Source organism: Alphaproteobacteria bacterium (genome assembly GCA_016870095.1).
GTDB lineage: Bacteria > Pseudomonadota > Alphaproteobacteria > Paracaedibacterales > VGCI01 > VGCI01.
In genome coordinates, this window is record VGCI01000001.1 from 306,718 (window position 1) to 333,508 (window position 26,791).

At 41.8% G+C, this 26,791-nt stretch carries 24 protein-coding genes; 21 read left to right on the forward strand and 3 right to left on the reverse strand.

Features of this window, described 5'->3' with window-relative positions; translation table 11 throughout:
- The first annotated feature begins 3 nt into the window (after window positions 1-3).
- The gene (locus FJX03_01375; protein ID MBM3632347.1) at window positions 4-1,074 is read left to right on the forward strand and encodes an anhydro-N-acetylmuramic acid kinase; all 1,071 of its coding nucleotides are present in this window, start codon (window positions 4-6) and stop codon (window positions 1,072-1,074) included.
- A 12-nt stretch (window positions 1,075-1,086) separates the two neighbouring features.
- On the opposite strand, the gene FJX03_01380 is transcribed toward FJX03_01375, so the two are convergent.
- Entirely contained in the window at window positions 1,087-1,656 is a 570-nt protein-coding gene (locus FJX03_01380; protein MBM3632348.1) for a uridine kinase, read from the reverse strand.
- Window positions 1,657-1,812: 156 nt separating this feature from the next.
- Here FJX03_01380 and FJX03_01385 point away from each other — a divergent pair, with 156 nt between their 5' ends.
- A complete protein-coding gene (locus FJX03_01385; protein MBM3632349.1) occupies window positions 1,813-2,892 on the forward strand; it encodes an ATP-dependent 6-phosphofructokinase in 1,080 nt (359 codons plus the stop codon).
- Between the two features lie 38 nt (window positions 2,893-2,930).
- Here FJX03_01385 and hemB read toward each other — a convergent pair whose 3' ends face one another.
- The gene (gene hemB, locus FJX03_01390) at window positions 2,931-3,941 is read right to left on the reverse strand and encodes a porphobilinogen synthase (protein ID MBM3632350.1); all 1,011 of its coding nucleotides are present in this window, start codon (window positions 3,939-3,941) and stop codon (window positions 2,931-2,933) included.
- A 298-nt stretch (window positions 3,942-4,239) separates the two neighbouring features.
- Here hemB and FJX03_01395 point away from each other — a divergent pair, with 298 nt between their 5' ends.
- The 8 genes from FJX03_01395 (at window position 4,240) to FJX03_01430 (ending at window position 13,485) form a co-directional block, all read left to right on the forward strand.
- Window positions 4,240-5,388: an acyl-CoA dehydrogenase gene (locus tag FJX03_01395; GenBank protein ID MBM3632351.1), complete on the forward strand. Its 1,149-nt coding sequence runs from the start codon at window positions 4,240-4,242 to the stop codon at window positions 5,386-5,388.
- Window positions 5,385-6,443 (forward strand): enoyl-CoA hydratase/isomerase family protein, encoded by a 1,059-nt coding sequence (locus tag FJX03_01400; GenBank protein MBM3632352.1) that lies wholly within the window; start codon window positions 5,385-5,387, stop codon window positions 6,441-6,443. Before FJX03_01395 ends, FJX03_01400 begins: the two co-directional genes overlap by 4 nt.
- Window positions 6,444-6,664: 221 nt before the next feature.
- Window positions 6,665-7,471 (forward strand): cytochrome c oxidase subunit II, encoded by an 807-nt coding sequence (gene coxB, locus FJX03_01405; protein MBM3632353.1) that lies wholly within the window; start codon window positions 6,665-6,667, stop codon window positions 7,469-7,471.
- Complete coding sequence (gene ctaD, locus FJX03_01410) at window positions 7,468-9,075, forward strand: cytochrome c oxidase subunit I (protein MBM3632354.1); 1,608 nt, start codon at window positions 7,468-7,470, stop codon at window positions 9,073-9,075. Before coxB ends, ctaD begins: the two co-directional genes overlap by 4 nt.
- Before the next feature lie 9 nt (window positions 9,076-9,084).
- The gene (locus FJX03_01415; protein ID MBM3632355.1) at window positions 9,085-9,978 is read left to right on the forward strand and encodes a protoheme IX farnesyltransferase; all 894 of its coding nucleotides are present in this window, start codon (window positions 9,085-9,087) and stop codon (window positions 9,976-9,978) included.
- A gap of 106 nt (window positions 9,979-10,084) precedes the next feature.
- Window positions 10,085-10,606 (forward strand): cytochrome c oxidase assembly protein, encoded by a 522-nt coding sequence (locus tag FJX03_01420; GenBank protein MBM3632356.1) that lies wholly within the window; start codon window positions 10,085-10,087, stop codon window positions 10,604-10,606.
- A 15-nt stretch (window positions 10,607-10,621) separates the two neighbouring features.
- A complete protein-coding gene (locus FJX03_01425) occupies window positions 10,622-12,559 on the forward strand; it encodes an ABC transporter substrate-binding protein (protein MBM3632357.1) in 1,938 nt (645 codons plus the stop codon).
- A 65-nt stretch (window positions 12,560-12,624) separates the two neighbouring features.
- Complete coding sequence (locus FJX03_01430; GenBank protein ID MBM3632358.1) at window positions 12,625-13,485, forward strand: cytochrome c oxidase subunit 3; 861 nt, start codon at window positions 12,625-12,627, stop codon at window positions 13,483-13,485.
- A 76-nt stretch (window positions 13,486-13,561) separates the two neighbouring features.
- Here the strand turns inward: FJX03_01430 and FJX03_01435 are convergent, their stop codons facing one another.
- Window positions 13,562-14,473, reverse strand: a complete 912-nt coding sequence (locus FJX03_01435; protein MBM3632359.1) for a hypothetical protein — start codon at window positions 14,471-14,473, stop codon at window positions 13,562-13,564.
- Between the two features lie 112 nt (window positions 14,474-14,585).
- Between FJX03_01435 and FJX03_01440 the strand changes: the two genes are divergently transcribed.
- From FJX03_01440 to FJX03_01490, 11 genes are all read left to right on the forward strand, one after another.
- Window positions 14,586-16,058, forward strand: coding sequence for a replicative DNA helicase (locus FJX03_01440; protein MBM3632360.1), 1,473 nt, complete (start codon window positions 14,586-14,588; stop codon window positions 16,056-16,058).
- Between the two features lie 203 nt (window positions 16,059-16,261).
- On the forward strand, window positions 16,262-17,863 hold the full coding sequence (locus FJX03_01445; protein MBM3632361.1) for a methylcrotonoyl-CoA carboxylase: 1,602 nt from the start codon (window positions 16,262-16,264) through the stop codon (window positions 17,861-17,863).
- Between the two features lie 22 nt (window positions 17,864-17,885).
- Window positions 17,886-18,710 (forward strand): enoyl-CoA hydratase/isomerase family protein, encoded by an 825-nt coding sequence (locus tag FJX03_01450; GenBank protein MBM3632362.1) that lies wholly within the window; start codon window positions 17,886-17,888, stop codon window positions 18,708-18,710.
- The gene (locus FJX03_01455; GenBank protein ID MBM3632363.1) at window positions 18,698-19,510 is read left to right on the forward strand and encodes a hypothetical protein; all 813 of its coding nucleotides are present in this window, start codon (window positions 18,698-18,700) and stop codon (window positions 19,508-19,510) included. The genes FJX03_01450 and FJX03_01455 overlap by 13 nt, the downstream gene beginning before the upstream one ends.
- Window positions 19,384-20,667, forward strand: a complete 1,284-nt coding sequence (locus tag FJX03_01460; protein ID MBM3632364.1) for a hypothetical protein — start codon at window positions 19,384-19,386, stop codon at window positions 20,665-20,667. The genes FJX03_01455 and FJX03_01460 overlap by 127 nt, the downstream gene beginning before the upstream one ends.
- A gap of 84 nt (window positions 20,668-20,751) precedes the next feature.
- Window positions 20,752-21,627 carry a hydroxymethylglutaryl-CoA lyase gene (locus FJX03_01465; protein MBM3632365.1) on the forward strand — a complete coding sequence of 292 codons (876 nt, stop codon included), beginning with the start codon at window positions 20,752-20,754 and terminating at the stop codon, window positions 21,625-21,627.
- A gap of 126 nt (window positions 21,628-21,753) precedes the next feature.
- On the forward strand, window positions 21,754-23,043 hold the full coding sequence (locus FJX03_01470) for a dicarboxylate/amino acid:cation symporter (protein MBM3632366.1): 1,290 nt from the start codon (window positions 21,754-21,756) through the stop codon (window positions 23,041-23,043).
- A complete protein-coding gene (locus tag FJX03_01475; GenBank protein ID MBM3632367.1) occupies window positions 23,012-23,395 on the forward strand; it encodes a nucleotide pyrophosphohydrolase in 384 nt (127 codons plus the stop codon). Before FJX03_01470 ends, FJX03_01475 begins: the two co-directional genes overlap by 32 nt.
- Before the next feature lie 82 nt (window positions 23,396-23,477).
- Window positions 23,478-24,305 carry a type I methionyl aminopeptidase gene (map, locus tag FJX03_01480; protein MBM3632368.1) on the forward strand — a complete coding sequence of 276 codons (828 nt, stop codon included), beginning with the start codon at window positions 23,478-23,480 and terminating at the stop codon, window positions 24,303-24,305.
- A complete protein-coding gene (gene radC / locus FJX03_01485) occupies window positions 24,271-24,993 on the forward strand; it encodes a DNA repair protein RadC (protein MBM3632369.1) in 723 nt (240 codons plus the stop codon). The genes map and radC overlap by 35 nt, the downstream gene beginning before the upstream one ends.
- A 196-nt stretch (window positions 24,994-25,189) precedes the next feature.
- Window positions 25,190-26,791: hypothetical protein (locus FJX03_01490; protein ID MBM3632370.1), on the forward strand; the 1,602-nt coding region annotated here is incomplete at its 3' end.

The following is a 26,791-nucleotide window of genomic DNA, read 5'->3' on the forward strand; positions in this document are numbered from 1 at the left end:
CCGATTTGGTCCTTAGGATTAATGAGTGGTACGTCATTAGACGGCGTCGATGTTGCGTGGTTGCAGACAGATGGCACGACGATAAAAAAAATAGGCGAGGGACTTATGGTCCCCTATCCAATGCCTTTGCGAGAAAAAATTCGCTCAATTCTTGGGCAAAATGTCATGACTCTTGAGGTCAAATCTATTGAACGGGAATTGACTCTTTTTCAAGCTCAGATCGTAAAAGAGGCCCAAAAAATCCAGTCTTTTGATGTCATTGGATTTCATGGTCAGACAATATTTCATGCTCCCCCTTTTACACGACAAATTGGTGACGGAGAACTTCTCGCAAAAGAAGTGGGAGTTGATGTTATTTATGATTTTCGTTCGCAAGATATGAAGCAAGGCGGTCAAGGAGCCCCATTGGTTCCCATTTTTCACAGAGCCCTCATCGAAACTGAAGTTCCCATAGCTATTGTTAATGTGGGCGGTGTGGCAAATATGACATGGATGCAAAAAGATTGGCCCTTAATCGCTTGTGATACAGGTCCAGGGGGGGCCTTGTTGGATGATTGGACATTAAAGACTATCGGACTGCCGTATGATGAAAATGGTCTATTAAGTTCCCAAGGAAAGGTAAATGAAGCTTGCGTTCAGCAGTGGCTTGCACAGGCTTATTTTGCTAAATCATATCCTAAGTCATTAGATCGAAATGATTTTAACGGCCTTATTAAGGATATTGAAATCATGTCTCCCGCTGATGGAGCGGCAACACTCGTGGAATTAACGGCCAGAAGTATTATCCATGCATTAACTCAAATGCCTGCATTGCCCCAAAAATTGTATGTGACTGGGGGAGGGCGGCGGAATTTACATTTAATGCAGCGCTTACGAGCGCTTGCTTCTTATTCTGTTGATAGTGTGGAAGACCTAGGTTGGGATGGAGATTTATTGGAAGCCTTCGCATTTGCTTATCTGGCGGTTCGTGTAAAAGCGGGTTTGCCCACAAGTTTTCCAACCACAACGGGTGTTAATCAGCCAGTAAGTGGGGGGAAGTTGGTAGAAGGTTGGAGAAAGCCAAGTGAGGAATAACCCGTATTTACTTTACTTGCCTATAAAATTTCGAATAGATCTTATCTGCTTCTCAATACTTAATGTGCCATCCACGACAAAATCCGCAGCCGTTTTCTCGGCAGTATCAAAGAATAAAGGACGAGAATGATCAAGATAATATTGAAGATCTTCAAGAACATGGTTTACCGTTCGAGGATCTTTTTTAAAATCTCGTAAAGTGCGTCGTGCAAGTGCAACATCTAAGGGCGTATCAATATGAATCCATGTATCGATGAAATGACCTGTTTGTTGGTGAAAGCGACCTAAAGGCGCATCAAAAATAATATACTTTGTGGGGAATAATTCGTTATTTAATACAGGGTGGATTACACAATTCCCCTTCTTTAAGGTATCTAAAGTTGTAGCTAAAGTTGGATAATCCCAAGTTTCATATCCCTGCCCACTGTTATGCCAAGCAACATAATCATCTGGACTTGTAGAAATTTCGTCAAAATCATCCCAAAAAACAGCTGTTGCGTTTAGAACTTTTGACAGAGCTTGAGTGACTGTTGTTTTCCCAGCCCCGGAGATTCCACTTATTCCGATAATCAGAGTTGTCATGTGAAAATTTCCAAAAAAATCAAATAATTATTATAATCGCTTGGAAGATAAGCTTTTTGATAAAATCCATATTTCCCATGATGCTTTGCAAAATCAAGCTTAACACACCTTCAAAAAAAATGTTACGGTACATAAAAACCACACGGGAGAAAAATTTTGATTAAAAAAATTGGTGTTTTAACCAGTGGGGGAGATTGCGCGGGGTTAAATGCGGCCATTCGCGCTATTACCTATCGGGCAATTCAAACTTATGGTTGGCATGTGATCGGTATTCATAATGGTACGACAGGATTAATTGTTCGACCACTAGATTACCAAGAATTGACTCTGACTACCTGCAACAGCATGATGATGCGCAGTGGCGGCACGATGCTAGGAAGCACAAATAAAAACGACCCTTTTAGCTTCCCAGATAGCCGTGGCAATCGCACCGATCGTTCTCAAGATTTCATAGATGGGTACAACGAACTAGGTCTTGATGCTTTAATCGGGATTGGGGGGGATGGAAGCATGCGGATCCTGCGGCAACTGGCTCAGCAGGGAAATTTGAATCTCGTGACCATTCCTAAAACCATTGATAATGACTTAGGCCATACGGAAAGTGCAGTTGGCTATCCAACAGCTGTTGAGGTTGCAACGGAAGCTTTAGACCGTCTTCAACCCACAGCGGCTAGCCATAAACGCGTTATGATTCTTGAGGTAATGGGGCGGGACGCGGGGCATATTGCTTTAAGTGCCGGCATTGCGGGTGGTGCAGATATTATTCTTATACCTGAAATTCCTTATACCTTAGAGAAAATTACCCATAAAATTTCATCTCTTGCTGATTTAGGAAAAACTTTTGCCCTTATTATTGTTGCAGAAGCCGTGAAAACTGAAGATGGTAGCCCTGTTATCCAAGCCAATGAAGGCACGAGGGCTCGCTATGGGGGTATTTCATCGTATTTGGCAGAAAAAATTACAGAATCCACAGGGGCTGAAGTTCGAGCGATGGCTTTGGGTCATGTACAACGTGGCGGGCAGCCGTGTGCCCAAGATCGCATTCTCGCATCAGCGTTTGGTGTACATGCTGTGGATTTAATTTCGCAAGGAAAATTTGATCGAATGGTGGCATGGCATAATCGGCAGGTCGAAGATGTACCCATCGAAGATGCGATCAATCAGTTTCAAGAGGTTGATATCCACGGTGCTATGGTTCGCACAGCTCGTGGCTTAGGGATATTTTTGGGTGATTAATGAAATAGTGATTCTAAACTTCCTATTGTTCCCCAAATTCAATTAGATTTTAGTCTTTTACCTACTTCCAAAGCAGAATAGGTGAAAATTCCCGTTGCACCTGCACGTTTCAAAGATAATAGCGTTTCCAGCAACGCCGCCTGTTCATCAAGCCAACCGTTGGCTGCTGCTGCTTTTATCATGCTATATTCTCCACTAACATGATAAGCAAATGTAGGCACCTTAAATGTTTGTGAAACACGGGAAATAATATCCAAATAAGGAAGGCCCGGTTTGATCATAACCATGTCGGCCCCCTCTTGCAGATCCATAGCGACTTCTCGTAAAGCTTCCTGTGCATTAGCTGGATTCATTTGATACGTCTTCTTATCTCCGACAGGGCGTCCATTTTGACCTGGCAATTTTACAGCACCGACGGCCTCGCGAAAGGGACCATAAAAAGCCGAAGCATATTTCGCTGCATAGCTCATTATAGCTCTATCTTGAAAATTATGATCATCCAGAGCTTTACGAATGACAGCAATGCGGCCATCCATCATATCGGAGGGTGCAATAATATCCGCACCCGCTTCTGCTTGTACAACAGATTGTTTGGCTAACAATTCAAGACTCAAATCATTATCAATAGTTTGACCATTCCAGACACCATCATGGCCATGAGTTGTGTAGGGATCAAGAGCCACATCGGTTATCACGCCAACAAGAGGTGTTAATTCTTTAATGGCGCGGATGGCTTGGCAAATAAGATTTTCTGGATTAAAGGCTTCTCGCCCATCTGGAGTTTTAAGACCTTGAGGGGTTAGGGGAAACAAGTCAATTGCGGGAATACCAGCTTCAACGACTTGTTCAATAATCTGAGGAAGCTCTGCAAGGCTCCATCGTCGTACACCTGGCATACTGGGAATATCCGCTTGTCCATCGGGGTAGCGAATAAAAAGGGGAAGAATGAGGTCAGAAGGATGAAGCTGCGTTTCTTGGACCATATCACGCAACCAACTATGAGTGCGTAAGCGTCGTAATCTCGTTTCGGGAAACTGTCCGAAGTTCATAAGCTTGTCCCTGGGTTTCAACTTTCCTCAATTTATAAAAGAATCTAACATCATTAGCAATAGACCCTTCATAAGTCTTTCAAGGATATTTTACTTAATGTGATTGTCATTATTTAAAGCAATGCCATTTTCTATATTTCTCAAAAAACAACATATTTTTTTGTGGACTTAAAGTCAGTATCATTGCGAAAATCAATTTAGGAAATGAGAGACAGGAAATATCTGACTGATTTTTAAAGTTTATACGCTAATGTTACGTATTATATTCAGTGGATAAGCATTTCGATTGCGGGGCCTCATGGATTTTTCAATATCACCAGAACAAGCTTCTTTCCAAATCTTAGCCAGAAATTTTGCCAACGACCAATTGGCCCCTTTTGCGAGTACGTGGGATCGGGAGGAAATTTTTCCCGTTCCCACTTTACGAAAGGCGGCTGAATTAGGATTTGGAGGGATAATGGTTCGCCCCGAGTTTGGGGGATGTGGCTTAGGACGTTTAGATAGTGTATTGATTTTTGAAGAATTAGCTAAAGGTTGTCCTTCCACAGTAGGTTACCTATCTGTTCACAATATGGTGTCATATCTTCTGGATCGGTATGGATCATTCAACCAACATCAGAAATGGTTACCTAAATTAACGACCATGCAATGGCTTTCAAGTTACTGTTTAACAGAGCCGGAGTTTGGAAGTGATGCCGCATCTCTTGCCACTAAGGCCATACGTGAGGGTGATTTTTACAAAATAACGGGTACAAAAGCCTTCATTTCTGGGGGAGGGGTGAGTGATCTATATTTATGTATGGCACGGACTGGAGAGCCAGGGGCAAAAGGTATCACCGCGTTTTTAATTGAAAAAGATACGCCAGGATTAAGCTTTGGGAAATGTGAAGATAAGATGGGGTGGCGTTGCCAACCAACAACGATGGTTGTGTTGGATGGTGTTCGTGTACCTGTTGCAAACCGTTTAGGCGAAGAAGGCGATGGATTTAAGATTGCAATGAATGGTCTTGATGGGGGAAGGCTAAATATAGCCGCATGTTCTTTAGGGGGTGCGCAAGCTTGCTTAGAACTTGCCTTAAAATATGCCAATGAGCGAAAACAATTTGGCAACAAACTTAACGAATTTCAAGCAACCCAATTTCGACTAGCAGATATGGCTACAGAATTGGCTGCTGCACAATTAATGGTTCATAAGGCGGCATGCATGTTGGATAAGGGAAATACTGACGCTACCCTTTTCTGTGCTATGGCCAAACGACTGGCCACAGATACAGGATTTAAAGTGGCAAATGATGCTCTTCAATTGCATGGGGGGTATGGCTATATTAAGGATTTTCAGGTAGAACGTTATTTGCGAGATTTGCGTGTTCATCAAATTCTCGAAGGAACAAATGAAATTATGCGGGTTATTATTGCCCGTAAACTGATTGAGACGTTTAAAGAATGACCCTTGTGCCCTCCGCTAAACCAGCTGATGATCAAGAAATCTTGTGCCAAATTGAGGGCAATGCTGGTGTCATTACCTTAAATCGTCCAAAAGCTTTAAATGCCCTTTCTTTGGATATGATTCGCCAAATTACACAAAACTTATTAAGGTGGAAAGATGATAAGCATGTAAGAACCATTCTGATTCGAAGCAGTACTGATAAAGCCTTTTGTGCTGGGGGAGATATTCGTTCTGTTTACGATGCACGTTTACAGGGCGATAAAGAGTTAACAGTAAATATCTTTCAAGAAGAATATCTTCTTAATTTTATGATCAGTATTTACCCAAAACCCTATATATCCCTTATTGATGGCATCGCCATGGGCGGGGGGTTAGGACTTTCTATTCATGGCAGTCATCGGGTTGTAACCGAACGAGCCCTCTTAGCAATGCCGGAAACCAATATTGGCTTTTTCCCAGATGTGGGCGCAGGTTACTTTCTCAATCAATGTCCGGGGGAAATTGGAACTTTTCTTGGAGTATTGGGGGAGAGTATTTCAGGTGAAGATGCGCTTTATGCTGGTCTGGCCACCCATCACCTCGCATCTCGGGATGTTGAAGCCATTTACAATGCCTTAACTGAAGCGCAATCCCAGGAAGAAGTTGATGATATTTTGCAAGACGCAGCGGGCGGGCAGAGCGATTGTTTCTTACAAACCCATCGCAATCTTATTGATCGCTGCTTTTCATTCTCCACCATTGAGGAGATTTTTGAAGCTCTTCAGCAAGGATCAGATTCAGTTGCCCGTGAATGGTTAAAGAAGAGCTGGAAGAAGTCGCCGACGAGTTTAAAATTGGCATTATCAATGATAAGACGTAACAAAGGAATGTCCTTAAGGGATGTTTTGGCGTTAGACTTTCAGGTGAGTCAGCACTGCGTGGCAAAACATGATTTTCTTGAAGGGATTCGAGCCTTACTTATTGATAAAGATCAAAATCCCTCCTGGAGTCCCTCAAATTTGAGTGATGTCAATGAAGAAGTGATTGCTGAATATTTTTTAGATGTAAGTCATTAATTTATTTATATCATTGTAGAAATAATATAAACATAAAAAATCTGTACCCATTTTTTCTCACTATAACCTCTTGTGTCTATGTGGCGTTAGCGTCAAAATGCTTATGGTGAGAAATTAAATTTAGGCAGATATGAATGCAGCTTTTTAAGAAACGTATAAAATCTATCTTAAACCCCTTATATGGATCTTATCTTATAAAAGCATGGGGGTTAATACTTGGCATGGTTTGTCCAACTTTGGCTTCGGTTCCGAAACCCTGGCAGTTAGGATTTCAGCCCGCTGCATCGCCGATGATGGAGGGTATAAGCCATATGCATGATCTGCTGTTGGTCATTATTACCCTCATTGCTTTGCTGGTTATTGTTTTATTGGGGTATGTTATGGTTCGTTTCCGAGCTTCTCGTAACCCGATTCCCAGCAAGACATCACACAATAGTTTGTTAGAGGTCGTTTGGACAATCATCCCTGTGTTTATTTTGATTGCTATTGCTATTCCCTCCCTAAAATTGCTCTTTTCTCTCGATAAGGCACAAGATGCTACCATGACCGTGAAGGCAATTGGACATCAATGGTACTGGTCTTATGAATATCCTGAAACCCAAATTAGCTATGATAGTTATATGATTGAAGAAAAGGATCTAAAGGCTGATCAAATTCGCCTGCTATCTGTAGATAATCCGATTATTGTTCCGATTGATACGACAGTTCGTATTTTGGTTACCTCTCAAGATGTGCTTCATAGTTTTGCAGTTCCTGCCTTGGGAATTAAAAAAGATGCGGTACCGGGCAGATTAAACGAAACTTGGCTTCGTATAGGAAAAATCGGAAATTATTATGGTCAATGTTCTGAATTGTGTGGTGTTAAACATGGTTTCATGCCTATTCATGTTAAAGCCGTTTCCAAACCAGATTACGAAGCGTGGGTACAATTAAAAAGCAATAAAAAAGTGCCGGAAACAAAAGGGGCAGGAAGTCAAAAAACGCCTGAGGTTACAACTCAAGAATCGAATAAGGATCAGAAAAAATGAGCCAAAAAGCAGACCATAACGTACAAGGCCAAATTCACCATGGAAGCGATCATCCTACAGGGTGGCGTCGTTGGCTGCTATCAACAAATCACAAAGATATTGGAACGCTTTACTTGATATTTGCCATGGTGGGCGGATTGCTAGGTGGAACTCTTTCTATGATCATTCGGCTGCAGCTCATGTATCCCAACAGCATGATATTAGGCGGGGACCATCAACTTTATAATGTGATTATTACTGCTCATGGCCTCTTAATGATTTTCTTTATGGTTATGCCTGCTCTTATTGGAGGCTTTGGGAATTGGTTTATTCCCTTAATGATTGGGGCACCCGATATGGCTTTTCCCAGATTGAATAATATAAGTTTTTGGCTCTTGCCGCCGTCGTTAATCTTATTAATTTTAGCCGGTACAGTTGGAACGGGTGCAGGCACGGGATGGACCTTTTACCCCCCCTTGAGTTCTGTCATTGGCCATGCCGGGCCGGCGGTTGATTTTCTCTTATTAAGTCTCCATTTGGCGGGTGCATCTTCGATTTTAGGTGCGATCAATTTTATCACAACAATTTTTAATATGCGCACCATTGGTATGGGATTTCATAAAATGCCTCTATTTATTTGGGGCATGCTCATTACCTCTTTTCTGTTGCTGTTGTCTGTTCCTGTGTTAGCAGGGGGGATTACGATGTTAATTACGGATAGAAATTTTGGAACCACGTTTTTTGATCCAGCAGGTGGGGGAGATCCTGTGTTGTTCCAACACTTGTTCTGGTTCTTTGGTCATCCGGAAGTCTACATTATGATTATGCCGGCATTCGGTATTGTGAGTACGGTGATTTCTACATTTTCTCGTAAACCCGTCTTTGGTTATTTGGGTATGGCTTATGCAATGGTATCCATTGGTGTATTAGGATTTGTTGTATGGGCGCATCATATGTTTACTGTAGGGATGAGTGCCAACACGCGTGCCTATTTTACCGTTGCCACTTTGATTATAGGCGTTCCGACAGGCATTAAGGTTTTTAGCTGGATTGCAACCATGTGGGGAGGAGCGATATCATTTCGAGTGCCGATGAAATTTGCGCTTGGGTTTGTCTTATTGTTTACGATCGGTGGTTTAACAGGGATTGTGCTTGCCAATGGTGAAGTGGATATGTCTTTACATGATACATACTATGTTGTGGCTCATTTTCATTATGTACTATCCATGGGGGCGGTCTTTGGGCTATTTTCAGGCTTTTATTATTGGGTTGGGAAGATGTCAGGTTACCAATATAATGAACGTTTGGGAAACATTCACTTCTGGCTGACTTTTTTGGGTGTTAACATACTATTTTTCCCCATGCACTTTTTAGGGCTTTCGGGCATGCCACGACGTATACCGGATTATCCAGATGCCTTTGCCGGTTGGAATTATGTTTCTTCCCTTGGAGCTTTTCTTTCAGGTTTCTCGGCCCTATTTTTCTTTTATATCATTTATCGGCTATTTAAGGATAAAGCAATATGTCCCGCAAATCCTTGGGGCGATGGGGCAACCACTTTAGAGTGGGATGTTTCCTCCCCGCCACCCTTCCATACCTTTAAATATCAGCCGATTATTAAATAGGAAATTGATATGACAATAGCTGTAGCGACTTTTAACCCACCCTATGAGGCTGACGTTCAAGACTACTTTGATCTTTTAAAACCCAGAGTCATGTCTCTGGTGGTTTTTACTGGTCTGTGCGGACTTTTAATGGCACCTGGTACTATTCACCCCCTACTGGCCTTCACAGCAATTTTATCAATCGCTGTGGGAGCGGGAGCTGCTGGTTGTTTAAATATGTGGTGGGATAGGGACATAGATAAACTCATGAGTCGTACGCAAAAGCGTCCTATACCTGCGGGTCGTATCGATCCTGATAGTGCTCTATCTTTTGGAGTCATTTTGAGCGTTTTATCTGTGATAACTATGGGTGTGGCTATTCATTGGTTTGCCGCAGCCTTATTGGCAACCACTATTCTATTTTATATCGTAATTTACTCAATGTGGCTGAAGCGTTGGACGCCACAAAATATAGTTATTGGCGGAGCAGCTGGCGCTTTACCCCCTGTTATTGGATGGTGTGCTGTAACACAAACGGCACCCATGGAAGCTTGGATACTTTTTGGTATTATTTTCCTATGGACTCCCCCTCATTTTTGGGCGCTCTCGCTTTATAATCACCAAGACTATGCGCGGGCCGACGTACCCATGCTACCTGTTACGGCTGGTATTGCAGCAACCAAACGCCAAATTGTATTGTATAGTTTTTTGTTATTTTTCATGAGCCTATTACCATCGATTATCGGGATGGTTACGTGGATATATGGGGGAATAGCCAGTCTTCTGGGGGTAGGATTTATGATTTTAGCCTTGCGAGTCATGCGTCATGGTAATCCTAAAATTGCCGTGCAGTTGTTTGTCTATTCTATTGTGTATTTATTTGCTTTATTTTTGGTGATGACTATGGATCGGATATGTCTATGAAAAATTCTTTAAACACTAAACTAGCTCTTCGCAATAAAGCCATGCTTTACGCTTTGGGTGGTTTTTCTCTCCTATTATACTTTATTTCCTTCGCGCGATTGGGGCAATGGTAGCGACACGCAACCTGGGTGTTGTTCTGACAGGCGTGTGTGTAACAATGTTAGTCCTGGCATATGCTTCCGTGCCTTTATACCGAATGTTTTGTCAAAAAACCGGATATGGAGGGACTACCCAGAGAGCAGAAAGTGCCTCGACTCAAGTCATAGATAGAATCATTACCGTTCGCTTTAATGGCGATACCCATCGAGACTTGCCGTGGCACTTTCGTCCTCTCCAAACGGAGATAAAAGTTAAGGTTGGTGAAAATGCGCTAGCATTTTATGAATCTCAAAATTGGTCAGATCAGCCGGTATGTGGTATGGCTACCTATAACGTTACTCCTGATAAAGCAGGGATTTACTTCAATAAAGTTGCTTGTTTTTGCTTTGAGGAGCAAGTATTATCCCCCCAACAACGGGTCGAAATGCCAGTTCAGTTTTTTATTGATCCTGACTTTGCTAGCGATCCAGATTTGAAAGATGTAAACACCATAACCCTTTCCTACACTTTTTTTAAACTCAACAAATAATAAGGTTACAAAAATATGAAATTATGGATTCGCAATATCTCCCTTATGATCATGCTGGGTGTTTCAGCAACCTCGGCAGAACCTAAAAATAGTTTGGCTCGATTTGGTAACCCAAAGTATCCTGCTGACTTTAAAGCATTCTCATATGTTAATCCCGAAGCTCCTAAGGGGGGTAAACTAAAAATGGGGACTTTTGGAACATTTGATACCTTAAATCAATACATTGCTAAAGGAATTCCCCCTGTTGTTCTTGCTATTCAGAGTGGTTCTTTAACTATGGACTCTTTAATGACAAGAGCGGTGGATGAGCCTTTTTCTCTATACGCGCTTATAGCAGAAAAAGTTGATCTTGCGGCTGATAACTCATCTATAATTTATTATCTGAATCCCGCTGCTAAATTCCATGATGGCTCCTCAATCACAGCAGAAGATGTGAAATTTAGCTATGAAATGTTGAAAGAACAAGGATTGCCCCGGTATCGGCAATTTTATGGCAAAATAGAGAAAATTGATATTATCAATCCAACAACAATTAAGCTCACTTTCAAAAAAACAGAAACGGGAGACTATGATCCTGAAATTCCTTTAATTACCTCTATGTTACACGTTTTTTCCAAGAAACAGTATGAGGGAAAAAATTTTCGGGAAACCGGCATGACTCCTTTATTAGGAAGTGGCCCCTATAAAGTGGTTAAGGCCGAACCCGGACGTTCAATTACTTACGAAAGAGTTAAAGATTATTGGGGTAAGGATTTGCCCGTTAATAAGGGGAAATACAATTTTGACATTATTCAGCTCGATTATTACAAAAACGCAGAAGCTCAGTTTCAAGCGTTTAAAGCGGGAGAATTTGATGCATTTTTTGAGGTAAATTCTCAACAATGGCGAGATGGGTATAATACTCCTGCCGTTCGATCGGGAAAAATCTTAAAAGTTGAAGCTAAGCATAAAAGACCTGTGACGGTTCGCACATCAATCTTTAATATGCGACGCCCTTTGTTTCAAGACATTCGAGTCCGACAAGCTATTGGTTTAGCGTTTGATTGGGAAACCGTGAACAAAATGATTTGTAACGATGATTATCAGCGCACAACTAGCCTTTTTGCGAATACACATCTCGCACACGCAGGTCCAGCTCAAGGGTTAGAATTAAAGTATTTAGCCCCCTATAAAGATAGTATTTCAAAAGATTTACTTCAATATGGCTATAGGGCTCCAACGACAAAAGGGGACGGGGATGCGCGTGAAAATCTAGAAGCAGCAGATAAACTATTAAATGAAGCTGGGTGGGTTGTTGTCACAGAAAAAGACCCTGTGACGCAGCAAAATGTTATACGACGTATCAATAAAGAAACGAAAGAACCTTTGGTTATTGAGTATATGTATAAAGATCCCCGTTTAGAAAGATTTCTCACAATTTTCCGACAAAATCTTCTTCAACTCGGGATTAACTTGCGCTTACGTTTTGTGGATTCTGTACAATATGAAGCGCGAGTTGGGGAGTCTGATTTTGATATGATCAGTCATTTATGGTCAAATTCTCTCAGCCCAGGCAATGAGCAAGTTTATTACTTTAGTGTAAAAAATGCCGATGTAAAAGGAAGCAGCAATTATATTGGTATGAAGGATCCTGTAGTTGAAGCCCTTGCTGAAAATGTGGTTAACGCAAAATCAGCTGAGGAACATGTAGCTGCTGTTCGCGCATTGGATCGTGTCGTGATGGGACGTCATTACTTTGTTCCCATGTTTTATGATAATACAATTTATTGGGCCTATTGGGCGGATAGAGTTGAATTTCCGCCTTTCAATCCATTAGTAGGAACGAATACTTTGGAATGGTGGTGGGCAAAACCAACCCCCATTGTAGCCGATAAGAGCCTTACAAAATCCTCTGAAAGTCGTGGGTTTGGGGCGTGGATACAGTCAAAGCTATCTTGGATTATGGGCAAATAGTAGGATATAATTAACTTCAAGTTTTGTATACTGATCTTAATCTTTTTGGAAAAGGAATGAATCAGATGGCTAATTTTGAAGATAAGACTCAAAGTCAAAGCAGAGGGAAAGTTGGAGGGAATTCGGTGCCAGAAACGACAACGAGTCTTATAAAGCATTCATTCCATCTTGTTGATCCAAGTCCTTGGCCTTTCGTGGGGGGGCTTTCTTCTTTAGTCCTAGCTGTAGGGGCTGTTTTAGCAATGCATGGTCTTGATAAGGGAGTTTTTCCGGTAGGGGTGTTTATGATCCTTTTGACTATGGTTGGTTGGTGGCGAGACGTTGTGCGAGAAGGCAACACTCCTGGTTTACATACCCAAGCTGTACGACGGGGTTTGCGTGTTGGTATGCTGTTGTTTATTTGTTCAGAAATTATGTTTTTTGTTGCATTCTTTTGGGCTTACTTCAATGCAGCTTTGGCCCCTACAGAAGCTATTGGTTCTGTTTGGCCGCCCAAAAATATTATTCCTTTTGATCCCTTTCATTTGCCCTATTTTAACACGCTATTGTTATTATTATCCGGGACGACCATAACATGGGCTCATCATGCCTTGCTGGAGAATAATCGAAAAGACGTGTTAACGGGTTTGGGGGTCACTATTGGCTTGGGACTCTTATTTACGACAGTGCAGGCTATTGAATATTCTCATGCCGCTTTCTCCTTTAAGGGAGGCATTTATCCGTCAACTTTTTTTATGGCGACGGGCTTTCATGGTTTTCATGTAATTGTGGGGACCCTTTTTTTAATGGTCTGTTGGTTTCGGGCTTATCGGTTTGAATTTACGCCTGATCATCATGTGGGGTTTGAATCGGCTGCCTGGTATTGGCATTTTGTTGACGTAGTTTGGTTGTTCTTATTTATTTCTATTTATTGGTGGGGTTATTAAACTTTCAGCAAATAAAAAATAAATTTCCCAAGGAAAAGAATCCCAGCTTGATTTCGTCTTAGATATTTCAATAGATCTAGTACGGTCGGTTGCTGCCATAGGGTAGAGGTTGTTGAATGGGCGTTCCATTTGTAAATCTAGGGCTGCGCCAATTGGTGGCGCGGGTATTCTTTTCTATTTGTTGCCATTCAATATATCCATATCCCGCTAATTTTTTCGCTTTTTGTTTCTTAAGCACATCATTCCATGAAGGGCTTAAGGGATTGTACAATGATAAATAAAGAGATGTATTAAATATCTTTGTCTCCGCAAGCCTGCTGATATTTTGTCTTACGTTTGACAAAGTTATTCTGACCGGATCAAGGGGAGCAAGTCGATTCATCAAATTTGTAACAATTTGCAAATCGCCTCTTAAGCAATTTACATATCTATCACAGTTTCTGTGGTTGTGACCTAATTGTTGAATGAGATCAGTCAAAACATCATCTTGATTAAAAAAGCCAGGTGTTGAGACCCAAGTTGATCCCCAGGGAGCTCTCACATATTGTGGTTGGATCGGGGTGACACGAAGCCCATTGCGATACTCCATTTGACGAATGGGGGATAAGCTTTGAAATACAACCCATTCACTGACAAATTTTTGCTGCTGCGAGTCTTGACTAATAATTGTATAAATATTTTTAAATATTAAAGTTGCGGGATGCATCGGATAAGTATAGATGTAACTCGTTAAAGATCTTAAATCAAGATTTAGGCATTCATTTCGATTGCGGCAAATATAATGGTTGCGTCGGAAAGCATTTTCAGCCCAAATGAAGGCTTGTTGTACAGCGAAACGCCTTTGAGGATCCATTCTAAATGCAGGATTTGTTTGATAGTATTGTGGCGTATAAAGAGGGGGAAAAGGAAGCATGGCTTTTGTCGTGCCGGTAGGGATAATTACTATCAACAGTATGACACGAAAAATATTCATCAAATTGCTTTTCATCTTTTATCCAGTTAGTTCCTCGAGAATCTCTAAATAATTATAGGAATGATTCTCTTAAAACGGAGTTAACAGGGCTATTCAAAATAGGTGGGGTTCTGTTAAAAGTATAACTATGACTCAAGAATTAACAATTATACGCAGCGACAGTATTACTGCCGTGGATAGACCTTCTCAACTTGAGGGGGACGCACCTCCTTACAATTTGGAGGCTGAACAATCCATATTGGGTGCACTTCTCCTGAATAATAGCTCTTTGGAGCAAGTGGGAGACTTTTTACGTCCCCTTCATTTTGCAGACGCTATACATGGTCAAATTTTTGAAGCCATTGTGCGTCTCATTGAACGCGGACAAGTTGCAGACCCCATTACCTTAAAAGATTATTTTGATAAAAACGAAGCTTTGCAGCCCGTTGGGGGAGCACGATACTTAATTGATCTTGCTCAAAGTGTGGTCTCTATCATCAGTGTTGGGGATTATGGTCAATTGATCTACGATCTTTTCTTGCGCCGTCAATTAATGGGAATCGGTGAGGATATGGTCCTTACGGCCAGAACACATGATTTAGATATCAATGCTGTGCAACAAATTGAAGAAGCTGAGAAGAAGTTATTTGATTTAGCCACATCGGGCAATGTTTCTGGTGGGTTTCAGAGTTTTCGCGATGCGCTGACCGGATCTATTGAAATGGCAGAAGTCGCTTATCGTCGAGATAGCCATATTGTGGGTGTAACAACCGGTTTGCTGGATTTAGATAAATGGCTAGGAGGGCTTCATTCTTCCGACTTGCTTATTATTGCGGGACGCCCTTCTATGGGGAAAACAATTTTGGCAACAAATATTGCCTTTAATGCGGCAATTGCGGCTATGGAAGCCAACAAAAATGGGGCATCTGTGGCTTTCTTTTCTCTTGAAATGTCAGCTGAACAACTTGCCACCCGTATTTTGGCGTCTGAGTCGGGTGTCTCATCTGATAAAATTCGACGAGGAGAGATTCGAGCTGAAGATTTTCCAACATTTGTTGAGGTGAGCAGGCGTTTGAGTTCCATACCGTTATTTATTGATGATACGCCGGCTTTAAGTGTATCGGCTTTGCGAACACGCGCCAGACGATTGAAACGTCAAGAAGGTCTTGGTTTGATTGTAATTGATTATCTTCAACTTATGGAATCTGGTGGTTCAAACCGCCGACAGGACAACCGTGTACAAGAAATTTCAGACATTACCCGAGCTTTGAAAGCTTTGGCCAAGGAATTAAATGTGCCCGTAATTGCCCTTTCGCAATTGTCTCGTGCTGTTGAACAACGTGAGGATAAGCGTCCCCAATTGTCAGATTTGCGAGAATCAGGATCCATTGAGCAAGATGCTGATGTGGTTATGTTCATATTTCGAGAAGAATACTATGAGGTGCGCCGCCAACCTCCTGAAGGTACCGATAAGCATGCAGAGTGGCAAGCTCGCATGAATCAAATTGCGAATCAAGCTGAAGTCATTATCGCCAAACAGCGCCACGGCCCTGTTGGGACCGTTCGACTCTATTTTGAGGGTAGTTTAACCCGTTTCGGGAATTTGATGCCTACCGCATGAGGCATTAGAAAAAGTCTTTGTGATTGTACTCAATAAAGCTTTTTTTCAGCGCTTTCTTCCTTAACTTCTATTTAACGAAAAATTCTCTATACTTTTATTAAGATGTTTTCTGTATGCCTTGCCTTTGTGCGAGTTTAGAATGCAGCGTGAATTTTTTAAGAGAGTTTATTGAAAATTTTTTATAACAAAATGGGTTCAAAGTGATGACTGTGTTGCAGACCCTGGTAGAGCCAAAATCTAAAGAGTATCAGAAAAACAAACTGGCAATGCAGATTTTGGTGGCAGATTTGCGAGATAAAGTTGCTCTCATAGCTCAAGGTGGCGGGCCAGCCTGTGAGGCGAAACATAAAGCCCGAGGTAAAATGATTGTTCGTGATCGTATCGATCATTTGATAGATGCGGGTAGTCCGTTTCTCGAACTTTCTCAACTTGCAGCTTACGATGTTTATGATGAAGCTCTCCCCGCAGCTGGCCTTGTGACAGGTATTGGAATGATTCAGAATCAACCCTGCATGATTGTAGCCAATGATGCGACAGTAAAAGGCGGGACTTATTTTCCCTTAACAGTAAAAAAGCATCTGCGTGCACAAGAAATTGCTAGGGAAAATTGTTTGGCCTGTCTTTATTTGGTTGATTCTGGCGGTGCGCATCTCCCTAACCAAGATCAAGTTTTTCCGGATCGCGATCATTTTGGCCGAATTTTTTATAATCAAGCTAATATGTCAGCTGCGGGTATTCCTCAAATTGCTGTTGTAATGGGTTCGTGTACAGCTGGTGGGGCCTATGTCCCAGCAATGGCAGATCAGTCAATAATTGTGGAAAAAACGGGTACAATCTTTTTAGGCGGGCCACCACTAGTAAAGGCCGCAACCGGTGAAGAAGTTTCAGCTGAAGAGTTAGGGGGATCTAGTGTGCATGCTCGATCCTCAGGCGTTGTGGACTATGTTGCAAAAAATGATAGAGAGGCCTTGAGTATGGCCCGACAAATCGTTGCCTCTTTAAACCGTAGCGAAGTTAAGTTTTTAAAAGATGTTCAGTCCCCGCTTTATGATGTCTCTGATTTGTATGGGATAGTGAGTCAAGATTTAAAACATCCCTATGATGTACGAGAAATTATTGCTCGTTTAGTAGATGGTAGTGAATTTGATGAATTTAAGCCTCTATATGGTGCAACATTGGTTTGTGGTTTTGCTCGTATATTTGGGCATTGGGTAGGCATTATCGCCAATAATGGCATATTATTTTCCGAAAGTGCTCAAAAAGGGGCTCACTTTATAGAATTGTGCTGCCAAAGAAATATTCCTCTCGTTTTTTTGCAAAATATTAGTGGCTTTATGGTGGGACGAAAATATGAGGCTGGAGGTATTGCCAAAGATGGAGCCAAATTAGTTCATGCGGTTGCTTGTGCAGCTGTTCCGAAATTCACAGTTGTTATCGGGGGAAGTTTTGGAGCTGGTAACTACGCTATGTGTGGGCGTGCCTATGCACCTCGTTTTTTGTGGATGTGGCCAAATGCGCGCATATCTGTGATGGGGGGTGAGCAGGCGGCTATGGTTTTGAATCAGATAAAAACCGATGCAGACGTGGCCAAAGGCAAGACAAGAGATTCAGCTCAAGAAGCCCAATTTCGAGCTCAGATCCAAACACAATATGAAACACAAGGCCATCCCTATTATTCTTCGGCCCGCCTTTGGGATGATGGCATTATTGATCCTCAAGACACACGTCGTGTTTTAGGATTAGGTTTGGCACTTGCCCAGCAAAATCATACGCAAACCACAAAATTTGGTGTTTTCAGACTGTAGTTTTTACGAAAGAGAGTTAAGAATGTCTACGCGAGCAAAATCCGAAACGACCTCGATGACACCACTCATAATCCATGAATTTATGGAAGAGTTAACAGGTGTTGCTAAAATTACATTGAATCGCCCACATGTGCACAATGCTTTGGATGAAAAAACAATTGAGGAATTAACCAAAGCTTTTCTCAAACTTAGCCAAGATCCATCCGTAAGAGCAATTGTGTTGGCAGCTAATGGGACAGTTTTTTGTGCTGGTGCCGATTTGAATTGGATGAAACGGGTTTCAGCTTTGTCTCAAGATAAGAGTATTGAAGATGCGATGAAACTATCACAGTTACTCGACGTTATTGATACTTGTCCTAAACCAACGATTGCTTGTATACAAGGTGCCGCTTTTGGTGGTGGTGTTGGGTTAATCGCCGCTTGTGATATTGCTGTTTGTGCAAAAGAGGCTGTTTTTTGTCTCTCGGAAGTCAAATGGGGTCTCATTCCAGCCACGATCAGCCCTTATATTATTAATGCCATAGGGCAACGGCAGGCTCGTCGCTATGTCTTAACTGCAGACCGTATGAGTTCTGGGGATGCTCTGCATTTCGGGTTAGTCCACCAAGTCGTAATGCAAGGGGAGTTGGAAGCAGCAATTGAGACATTAGCTGTATCTATTCTCAAAGGAAGTCCGGCGGCTATAAAAGCTTCAAAAGAATTGATTCGTTTCGTTGAATCTCGACCCATCGATTCATCAACTCACAAGGAAACAGCGCGTCGGCTTGCTTCGGCTCGATTATCTGCTGAAGGTAAAGAAGGAATAGAAGCATTTTTAGCAAAACGGACACCCTCATGGGCCTTGTGAAAGAGTGTCAAATAAACGGTATTAAGCGGCTTCTGGTTGCAAACCGGGGGGAGATTTCCTGCCGTATTCAAGCGACATGCCATCGTCTTGGTATCGAAACCATTGCAGTGGGCTCTTCTATAGAACAAGACACTCTCCATATGCAAATGGCCGATCAGGCCGTGGTCATTGGGACCCCTGAGGCAAGGGATAGTTACCTAAATGGTTATGCTATTATTCAAGCGGCTCTTCAGTATGGTGCTGAGGCAATTCACCCCGGCTATGGTTTTTTGTCTGAAAATGCAGATTTTGCTGACGAGGTAAGGAAAGCGGGTTTAATCTTTATTGGACCTTCATCTGAAGCCATTCGCGTAATGGGATCAAAAACTCAAGCAAAATCTATAGCTGAGTCTGTTCACATACCGGTTATTTGCGGATATCATGGAGAAGGGGATCTACTTAATGAAGCAGAAAATCTAGGATTTCCTTTGCTGATTAAAGCTTCTTACGGTGGGGGTGGGAAGGGGATGCGTCGGGTCAATGAAGTCAGCGAATTTAATGACGCTTTGGCGGCTTGCAGACGTGAAGCGATGGCTGCATTTGGTAATGATCAGGTTATGTTGGAAAAGTACTTGGTTCGACCTCGTCATATAGAAGTACAAATTTTGGAGATTCTTTTGGAAAATGTATCGTTTTGTCTGATCGGGACTGTTCCTTACAACGCCGCCATCAGAAAGTCATTGAAGAAGCTCCTGCCCCTAATCTTTCCTCTTCTTTACGGACTAAACTTCATGAAGCCGCCTTGTGCATTGCAAAGTTAGTTGCTTATGAAGGCTTGGGAACAGTAGAGTTTTTAGTAACCCACGACAGTGAATTCTATTTTTTGGAAATGAATACGAGATTACAAGTCGAGCATCCCGTTACGGAGTTAATCCTGGGGATAGATGTTGTGGAGTGGCAGATACGCGTAGCTGCGGGAGAACCCTTATCTTTGCAAGAAGTGCAATATCCGCAAGGGCATGCTGTTGAAGCTCGACTATATGCTGAAGATGGAGAAAATAACTTTTTACCCTCAACAGGAACAATTACAAAGCTGAATTTCCCCATTAAAACAAATCTGCGTGTTGATACAGGCAGTCGTGCAGGCGATGCGGTTACCATATATTACGATCCGATGATTGCTAAGTTGATTGTTTGGGGAAAAAACCGCGAAGAAGCTTTGCAAGGGTTATCAGATGCTTTATTTGAAACTCAATTAAAGGGAATAAGAACAAACCAATCCTTTCTTCAAAATTTGCTGAGTCATCCCGAGGTATTAACGAGGGCACCTGATATTGATTTTATTGATCGGTATGTTGATCACCTCAAGAAGAATGTACCAGAAGTTGCTTATCTCTTAGCTGCATTATGGTTATATGATCATAATTTACGCGCTCCAAACGTATCACCTTGGGAGCAGGGGGATGGTTGGCGCCTCAATATTCCCCCCGTTCATTATTTTCCCCTTCAAGGAAAAGAAGCTGTTTCTGTTCTCCCAAAACAACGTAAATTGGCGCTTCATTTTGAGGGCAAAAATTATCAATCTCACTTCCCCCGCATTTCGTTGGGTAATGAAATTGATGTTTCAATCGATGGAAAAAAATATCAGGGTAAAATTGTTAAGAAAGATCAGGAAATTCATGTGAGTTTAGAAAATGAGTTTTATATCTTGAAATTGGGAACATTGACTTCGCAGCAAGAGATCATAAATCAAGGATCTGCTCCTCTTACCTCACCTATGCCTGGACGCATTGTCTCAGTCATGGTGGCCTTGAATGAAATGGTTGAAGCGGGCCAACCCTTGGTTGTTTTAGAAGCAATGAAGATGGAACATACGATTCGAGCACCCCACAATGGTATTGTAGATCTTCTTCCATTTTCATCCGGGGATTTTTGCGATGAGGGAGTTGAATTGATTCGACTAAAAGGTCTTCTTTAAAAAAAGTCCTATTTCTCAATCTACTCCGTGATAGGATGAAGATGAGTGTTTTCTAGATGACAATTATGGAAATAATTTAGCTTTATGACCAAGCCAGCTATTAGCATCGTTGAAGTTGGTCCACGTGATGGACTTCAAAATGAATCAAAAATCATGACAGTTGGACAGCGTGTTCAACTCATAGATTTATTATCAGATTGCGGTTTTGCAGAAATTGAAGTGGGCAGTTTTGTTTCGCCAAAGTGGATTCCTCAAATGGCGAATACAGACCTTGTCTATCGTCAAATTCAACAAAATATGACTTGTCGCTATTCTGTGCTCGTTCCCAATGAACAAGGAATGGCACAGGCGGTTGCTGCAGGTGTTCATGAAATATCAATTTTTACAGCCGCTTCAGAAACCTTTAGCCAAAAAAATATTAACTGCTCAATTGATGAAAGTTTTGAGCGCTTTAAGCCCCTCATGAAGACAGCGAGAGATCAGGAAATTCGAGTGCGAGGTTATGTCTCTTGTTCCATTGCTTGTCCTTTTGAAGGAGCAATTTCTGCAGATGTTGTTGGAAATATTGCTTGGCGCTTGATGGATTTAGGATGTGCTGAAATTTCTTTGGGGGATACGATTGGGCAGGGAACAATTCAAACAATTGGCACACTTGTTAAAACTGTAAGAAATCAGGTGCCGGTAGAAAAATTGGCCATTCATTGTCATGATACTTATGGGGGTGCGATCCAGAATGTTCTTGAAGCCTTACGCCAAGGTATTCGTATTGTTGATTCAGCGATTTATGGGCTAGGGGGGTGCCCTTATGCAACGGGTAAAAATGGCGAAAAAGCCACGGGAAATGTGGCGACAGAAGCGATTCTAGCTGCATTAAAGGAAGAAGGATATCTCACAAATATAAATGAACAGGCTGTCACGCGGGCTTCACAGTTTGTGGACACATGGATGCATGGAAATTAAGCCATTAAGGGGAATATATTATTTTATGTAACCGATCTTTGGTGACAAGTAATATTAAAACCTGTATTTTACAGTAGTTCTCTTAATAGGGCACATAAAGCTGGATAACAACTAAGGTATTTGTTTATGGATAATTTTCTTGTAACGTTGTGGGACTCTCTTAAACAAAGGAGCATTCAAACGATCCTTTTTCTCGTAGCTTATGTATTGATTGCCCCTTATTTGCCCCGTGAAATCCATGAAGGATTATATACAATAAGTTTATTTATGAAGGATACCTTAATATGGATTATGCCTTTAACCGTCGGATTTTTTATTGCTTACACGGTTAATTCCTTTGAACGACAAGCTCCCCTTTTTGTTCTTGTTTTATTGATCTTTGAAACATGCTCAAACTTCTCGAGTGTTTGGTATGCTTTTGGAAGTGCTACATTTGCTGCAGACTATTTGCCCTTAATTAAAGCCACAAGCTTAGAGAGTGATTTTAATGCATTATGGCGTATACCGTTCGATCGCCCCCGCTGGTGGTCTACGGAAAAAGGGGCTTTTATTGGCCTTGTATTGGGAATATTTTCTGCTTTTACTAAAGGTTCGCAATTAAAGATTTTCCTGAAAAAGGGTAAGAACACAGTTGAATGGATACTGACGCGTGTCTTTGCACAGCTTATCCCGATTTTTGTTTTGGGATTTGCTGCCCATATGATTCAAACAAAACTACTTGACCATGTAATGACTCATTATGCTGTTTTGGTTATGTGGCTAACGGCATTTTTATTTGTATATCTAATATTTCTATTCTTCCTCGGAGCCGGATTTTCTGTAACCCGTATTCTGTCAAATATTAAAAATATGCTCCCGGCAGGGGGAATGGCTTTAACGTCCAGTTGCAGTATGTCCACTATGCCCTGGACGATTGAAGGATCTGCTAAAAACCTTCATAATCCGTTATTGGCAAAAGCCATAATTCCAGCGACGACGAACATACAGCAAATTGGAGATTGTTTTGCAAACACCTTTCTATGTTTTTTAATCTATCGACATTTTTTCGGCCATAACCCTGACATGATGACGTGGCTTCTGTTTAGTAGCGTATTCGTTCTTGCCCGATTTGCTACTGCAGCTGTCCTTGGGGGTGCGATCTTTATTATGTTGCCAATTTATGAATCTTATCTTAATTTTACACCGGAAATGATCGCCATTATTCTTGCGTTGAATGTGGTTTTAGATCCTTTAATTACAAGTTGTAATGTTATGGCAAATGGTGCTTTATGCCGCGTATTTGAACGTATTTGGGCTATGATTCAAACCCTATTACCCTCTTCAAGCTTAACCAAAGCCCCGTCTCCCTTGGGAAAAGGTTTGCCTGACCATTCAGGAGTAAGCTATGAGCTCATTGCAAAAACTGATCTCCCTTGAACTCAAAGCAGAAGCGTTAGGCTTTGAATGGCCCAATACCTTGGCAATCATTGATCAAGTCGTAAGTGAATGTGATGAGATTCGTCAATCTCTCACGTTGAAAGAAGGCAATGATAGGCTTCAAGAGGAAGTTGGAGATTTGCTATTATCTGTTTTATCTTTGAGTGTTTATGAAAGACTAGATATTGAAAAAATCATAGCGGATGTGGCAAATAAATTTCAGGGACGCCTTGATGCTCTTGAAACTATAATGAAAGTTCGGGGTTATGATTCATTAAAAAATCAATCTTTTGATATCATGCTTGAATTATGGGAAGAGGCCAAAAGATTTGTTGACTCAAAACGCTTGTAATCCTTCGCTTTCTTTCTTATTTAAAGTTCTATAGAATGAAACGCATTAACCTTTTAGAGAATTGAGATATTTTATGTTTGGAATGGGAAAACGCTTGCATCATCACCATCATGAGGGCCCTTGTGACCACGACCATGGTGAGGAAGAGGAAAACAATGATATTACCATCCATGGGGCTGAAGATTTTGTAGGAATGCGCAAAGCCGGCAAATTGGCATCGCAAACCTTAGATTTTATTACTCCTTTTGTAAAAGCAGGCGTTACCACTGAAGAGTTGGATCAGTTATGTCATAAATTTATTGTTGAAAAAGGTGCTATTCCCGCTCCCTTAGGATATAGAGGGTTTCCAAAGTCTATTTGTACTTCAATTAACCACGTTGTTTGTCACGGTATTCCGGGAGATCGAAAACTCTTGGATGGTGACATTTTGAATATTGACGTCACGGTTATTGTAGATGGTTGGCATGGCGACACCAGTCGTATGTTTACTGTGGGTAAGGTTGGGGTGAGAGCAAAGAAATTAATAGACGTCACTTATGAAGCGATGATGCGAGGGATTGAAGTTGTTCGACCGGGCGCTACTCTTGGGGATATTGGATATGCTATTCAATCCTTTGTTGAAAAGCAGGGATTTTCTGTCGTACGCGATTTTTGTGGTCATGGCCTTGGAAAAATATTTCATAGCCCTCCCAATATTGTTCACTTTGGCAAACCCGGACAAGGCCTTGAGCTAAGAGAGGGGATGTTTTTTACAATTGAACCAATGATTAATGCAGGTCGGTATGAAGTCAAAATTTTATCTGATAATTGGACGGCAGTGACGCGAGATAAGTCTCTTTCCGCGCAATTCGAACACTCCTTGGGTGTAACAACAAATGGCTACGAAATCTTTACGCGTTCAGAAAAGTGAATCTTCACCCCGCCAAATGCCCCATTTTCATGGGCATCGAGCGCGGTTGCGTGCTAAGTTTGACCAAGCAAAAGGCAAGGGTCTTGCAGACTATGAGCTTTTAGAATTGCTTTTATTTTTAGCGATACCTCGTGGTGATGTAAAACCAATTGCCAAAAATCTCCTTCAAAAATTTGGATCTTTAGCCGCTCTCTTCAGAGCAGATAAAGGGTTAATTTTAGAAACACCAGGTGTGGGGGTATCTGCTTTACATGTGATTGAGTTCATACAAACTCTCATGGTTAATGTACTGCAACAAGAAGTCATCGATAAACCTTTACTTGCCAGTTGGCAAAGTGTTCTAGATTATTGCAAAGCCTCAATGGCGTATGATCAGATAGAAAGTGTACGATTGCTATTTTTGGATCGCAAAAACAAAATTATTGGCGATGAAATTCAGCAAACCGGGACAGTAGATCATGCTCCGCTTTATCCTCGAGAAGTTGTAAAACGCGCTCTTGAGTTAGGCGCCTCCGCACTTATCATTGTTCACAATCATCCCAGTGGTGACCCAACGCCCTCACGAGGAGATATTGAAATGACTTTAAAAGTTCAAGAAGCTGCTCGTCACTTAGGTATTGAAGTGCATGATCACCTCATTATTGGAAAAGGTGGCCATACATCTTTAAAGTCAATGGGGCTCATATAAGAAATAAAATTTTGTCATTCCCTATCCTGGATATTTAAAATGATAATCTACAAACATTTCATCGCAACAAAAACTAGAGTTAAAGTACTGAGTAATCAGTAAGTAGTCGATATACCATTAACGGGCCATTAATACATTTTATAATAAGATAATAGGAGGATTTTATGTTGTAATTATCCGCTTGAGGATGGCTTTAATGAATAAATATGCAAAATATTTTGGTTCAATACTTTTCATTTTTTCATCTATCTTTCTCAGTGGTGAAACGCAAGGTTCAAGCTCCCTTATGGGAATGAATGATCCATCCCTTAGTGGTTATAATGATGGTTCAAGCTATGATTCCAGTTATGATAGCTCCTATTCAGATCCAGATTCACAATATGGTGTGGATCCATCAGGTTTAGGGATGGATAATTCATTATCAGGTCAATTAGGCATGGGGGGAATGGATCCCTACGGAACAGGCCAATCTTCATACATGGATCCAAGTCAACAATATCCGCAACCAACGCCTGCACCAATGCCTTACCCACCTCAACCCCAGATGCAACAATATCCACAACAGGTTGCGGCACCGCCCCCTTTACCTATGTCTCAACCAAATATGGCAGCTCAAAGTACTGCAGCTCCTGCTACGGCTGGAGGAAGTGACGCTGCGGCCTTGTTTGGAACGATTGGAAGTATAGCCAATACCAACACAACGGCAAATGCCAATGTGGCAACGACTGCCCTTACGACAGGCGCAACAACAGCCCAAGCTAAGGCAGCACAAAACTACGGGCTTGCTTCTCAAAATATGGGTATGCAACAAGCTCTGACTCAGCAAGCCATGACCAATCAATATAATGCCAATATGATGAATCGATCTCCCTACATGGGGGGAATGTCTTATGGGAATCCAATGCAATTTGGCGGTCAGATGGGGGCAATGCCTTATGGGAACCAGATGTCTTATGGAAATCCAATGAATAATTCTCAAGCAGGTTTCTCGGCGCAAGGAAGAGTTGGTTTTAACACACAAGGGAGTCAAATTCAAATTCCTCAGTCAAATTTTGGGCAGCAGTTTTCACCGCAACAAACTCAAACACCTCAATTTCAAACTCAACAGCCGCCCGCTTTGCAAATGCCGGCACAACAATCCTTTGTACAACAAACCCCGATTCAGCAATCCCCTGTTGTAGAGCCTCAATCCAGCAATCTAGGACAACCTGATGCAGCAATTGTACCTTCAACAGTTGTACCACCCCCATTGCCGCGAGCTAAAAGGAAGAAGTCAGATAAATTAGCTGCCGCAGATCCTTCTGTTTCAACGGCTGCAGGCGAACCTGCAACTGCGGCAAAGTCTCTTGTAAAACCTACAGATCAAGATTTGCAGGCAGAGATAGCAAAGAGAGCGAAGAAAAAATCAGATGCGACGAATCCGAGCGCAGAAACAGCCAATGCGCCAATCGCTCCAACTCCACCGCCACTCCCAGCAAAAAAGAAGAAGTCAGGTAAATTAGCTGCCGCAGATCCTTCTGTTTCAACGGCTGCAGGCGAACCTGCAACTGCGGCAAAGTCTCTTGTAAAACCTACAGATCAAGATTTACAGGCAGAGATAGCAAAGAGAGCGAAGAAAAAATCAGATGCGACGAATCTGAGCGCAGAAGCAGCTAATGCCTCAGTTGTGGAAGCACCCATTGCTCCACCGCCACTCCCAGCAAAAAAGAAGAAGTCAGGTAAATTAGCTGCCGCAGATCCTTCTGTTTCAACGGCTGCAGGCGAACCTGCAACTGCGGCAAAGTCTCTTGTAAAACCT

Excerpts from the sequence above, each read along its gene's own strand:
- coxB (MBM3632353.1), top strand. The coding sequence starts at position 6,665 with ATGGTTTGTCCAACTTTGGCTTCGGTTCCGAAACCCTGGCAGTTAGGA.
- FJX03_01400 (MBM3632352.1), top strand. The coding sequence starts at position 5,385 with ATGACCCTTGTGCCCTCCGCTAAACCAGCTGATGATCAAGAAATCTTG.
- FJX03_01395 (MBM3632351.1), top strand. The coding sequence starts at position 4,240 with ATGGATTTTTCAATATCACCAGAACAAGCTTCTTTCCAAATCTTAGCC.
- FJX03_01475 (MBM3632367.1), top strand. The coding sequence starts at position 23,012 with ATGAGCTCATTGCAAAAACTGATCTCCCTTGAACTCAAAGCAGAAGCG.
- FJX03_01425 (MBM3632357.1), top strand. The coding sequence starts at position 10,622 with ATGAAATTATGGATTCGCAATATCTCCCTTATGATCATGCTGGGTGTT.
- radC (MBM3632369.1), top strand. The coding sequence starts at position 24,271 with ATGGCTACGAAATCTTTACGCGTTCAGAAAAGTGAATCTTCACCCCGC.
- FJX03_01445 (MBM3632361.1), top strand. The coding sequence starts at position 16,262 with ATGACTGTGTTGCAGACCCTGGTAGAGCCAAAATCTAAAGAGTATCAG.
- map (MBM3632368.1), top strand. The coding sequence starts at position 23,478 with ATGGGAAAACGCTTGCATCATCACCATCATGAGGGCCCTTGTGACCAC.
- FJX03_01435 (MBM3632359.1), bottom strand. The coding sequence starts at position 14,473 with ATGAAAAGCAATTTGATGAATATTTTTCGTGTCATACTGTTGATAGTA.
- FJX03_01450 (MBM3632362.1), top strand. The coding sequence starts at position 17,886 with ATGTCTACGCGAGCAAAATCCGAAACGACCTCGATGACACCACTCATA.
- FJX03_01465 (MBM3632365.1), top strand. The coding sequence starts at position 20,752 with ATGACCAAGCCAGCTATTAGCATCGTTGAAGTTGGTCCACGTGATGGA.
- FJX03_01440 (MBM3632360.1), top strand. The coding sequence starts at position 14,586 with ATGACTCAAGAATTAACAATTATACGCAGCGACAGTATTACTGCCGTG.
- FJX03_01455 (MBM3632363.1), top strand. The coding sequence starts at position 18,698 with ATGGGCCTTGTGAAAGAGTGTCAAATAAACGGTATTAAGCGGCTTCTG.
- FJX03_01430 (MBM3632358.1), top strand. The coding sequence starts at position 12,625 with ATGGCTAATTTTGAAGATAAGACTCAAAGTCAAAGCAGAGGGAAAGTT.
- ctaD (MBM3632354.1), top strand. The coding sequence starts at position 7,468 with ATGAGCCAAAAAGCAGACCATAACGTACAAGGCCAAATTCACCATGGA.
- hemB (MBM3632350.1), bottom strand. The coding sequence starts at position 3,941 with ATGAACTTCGGACAGTTTCCCGAAACGAGATTACGACGCTTACGCACT.
- FJX03_01415 (MBM3632355.1), top strand. The coding sequence starts at position 9,085 with ATGACAATAGCTGTAGCGACTTTTAACCCACCCTATGAGGCTGACGTT.
- FJX03_01420 (MBM3632356.1), top strand. The coding sequence starts at position 10,085 with ATGGTAGCGACACGCAACCTGGGTGTTGTTCTGACAGGCGTGTGTGTA.
- FJX03_01470 (MBM3632366.1), top strand. The coding sequence starts at position 21,754 with ATGGATAATTTTCTTGTAACGTTGTGGGACTCTCTTAAACAAAGGAGC.
- FJX03_01380 (MBM3632348.1), bottom strand. The coding sequence starts at position 1,656 with ATGACAACTCTGATTATCGGAATAAGTGGAATCTCCGGGGCTGGGAAA.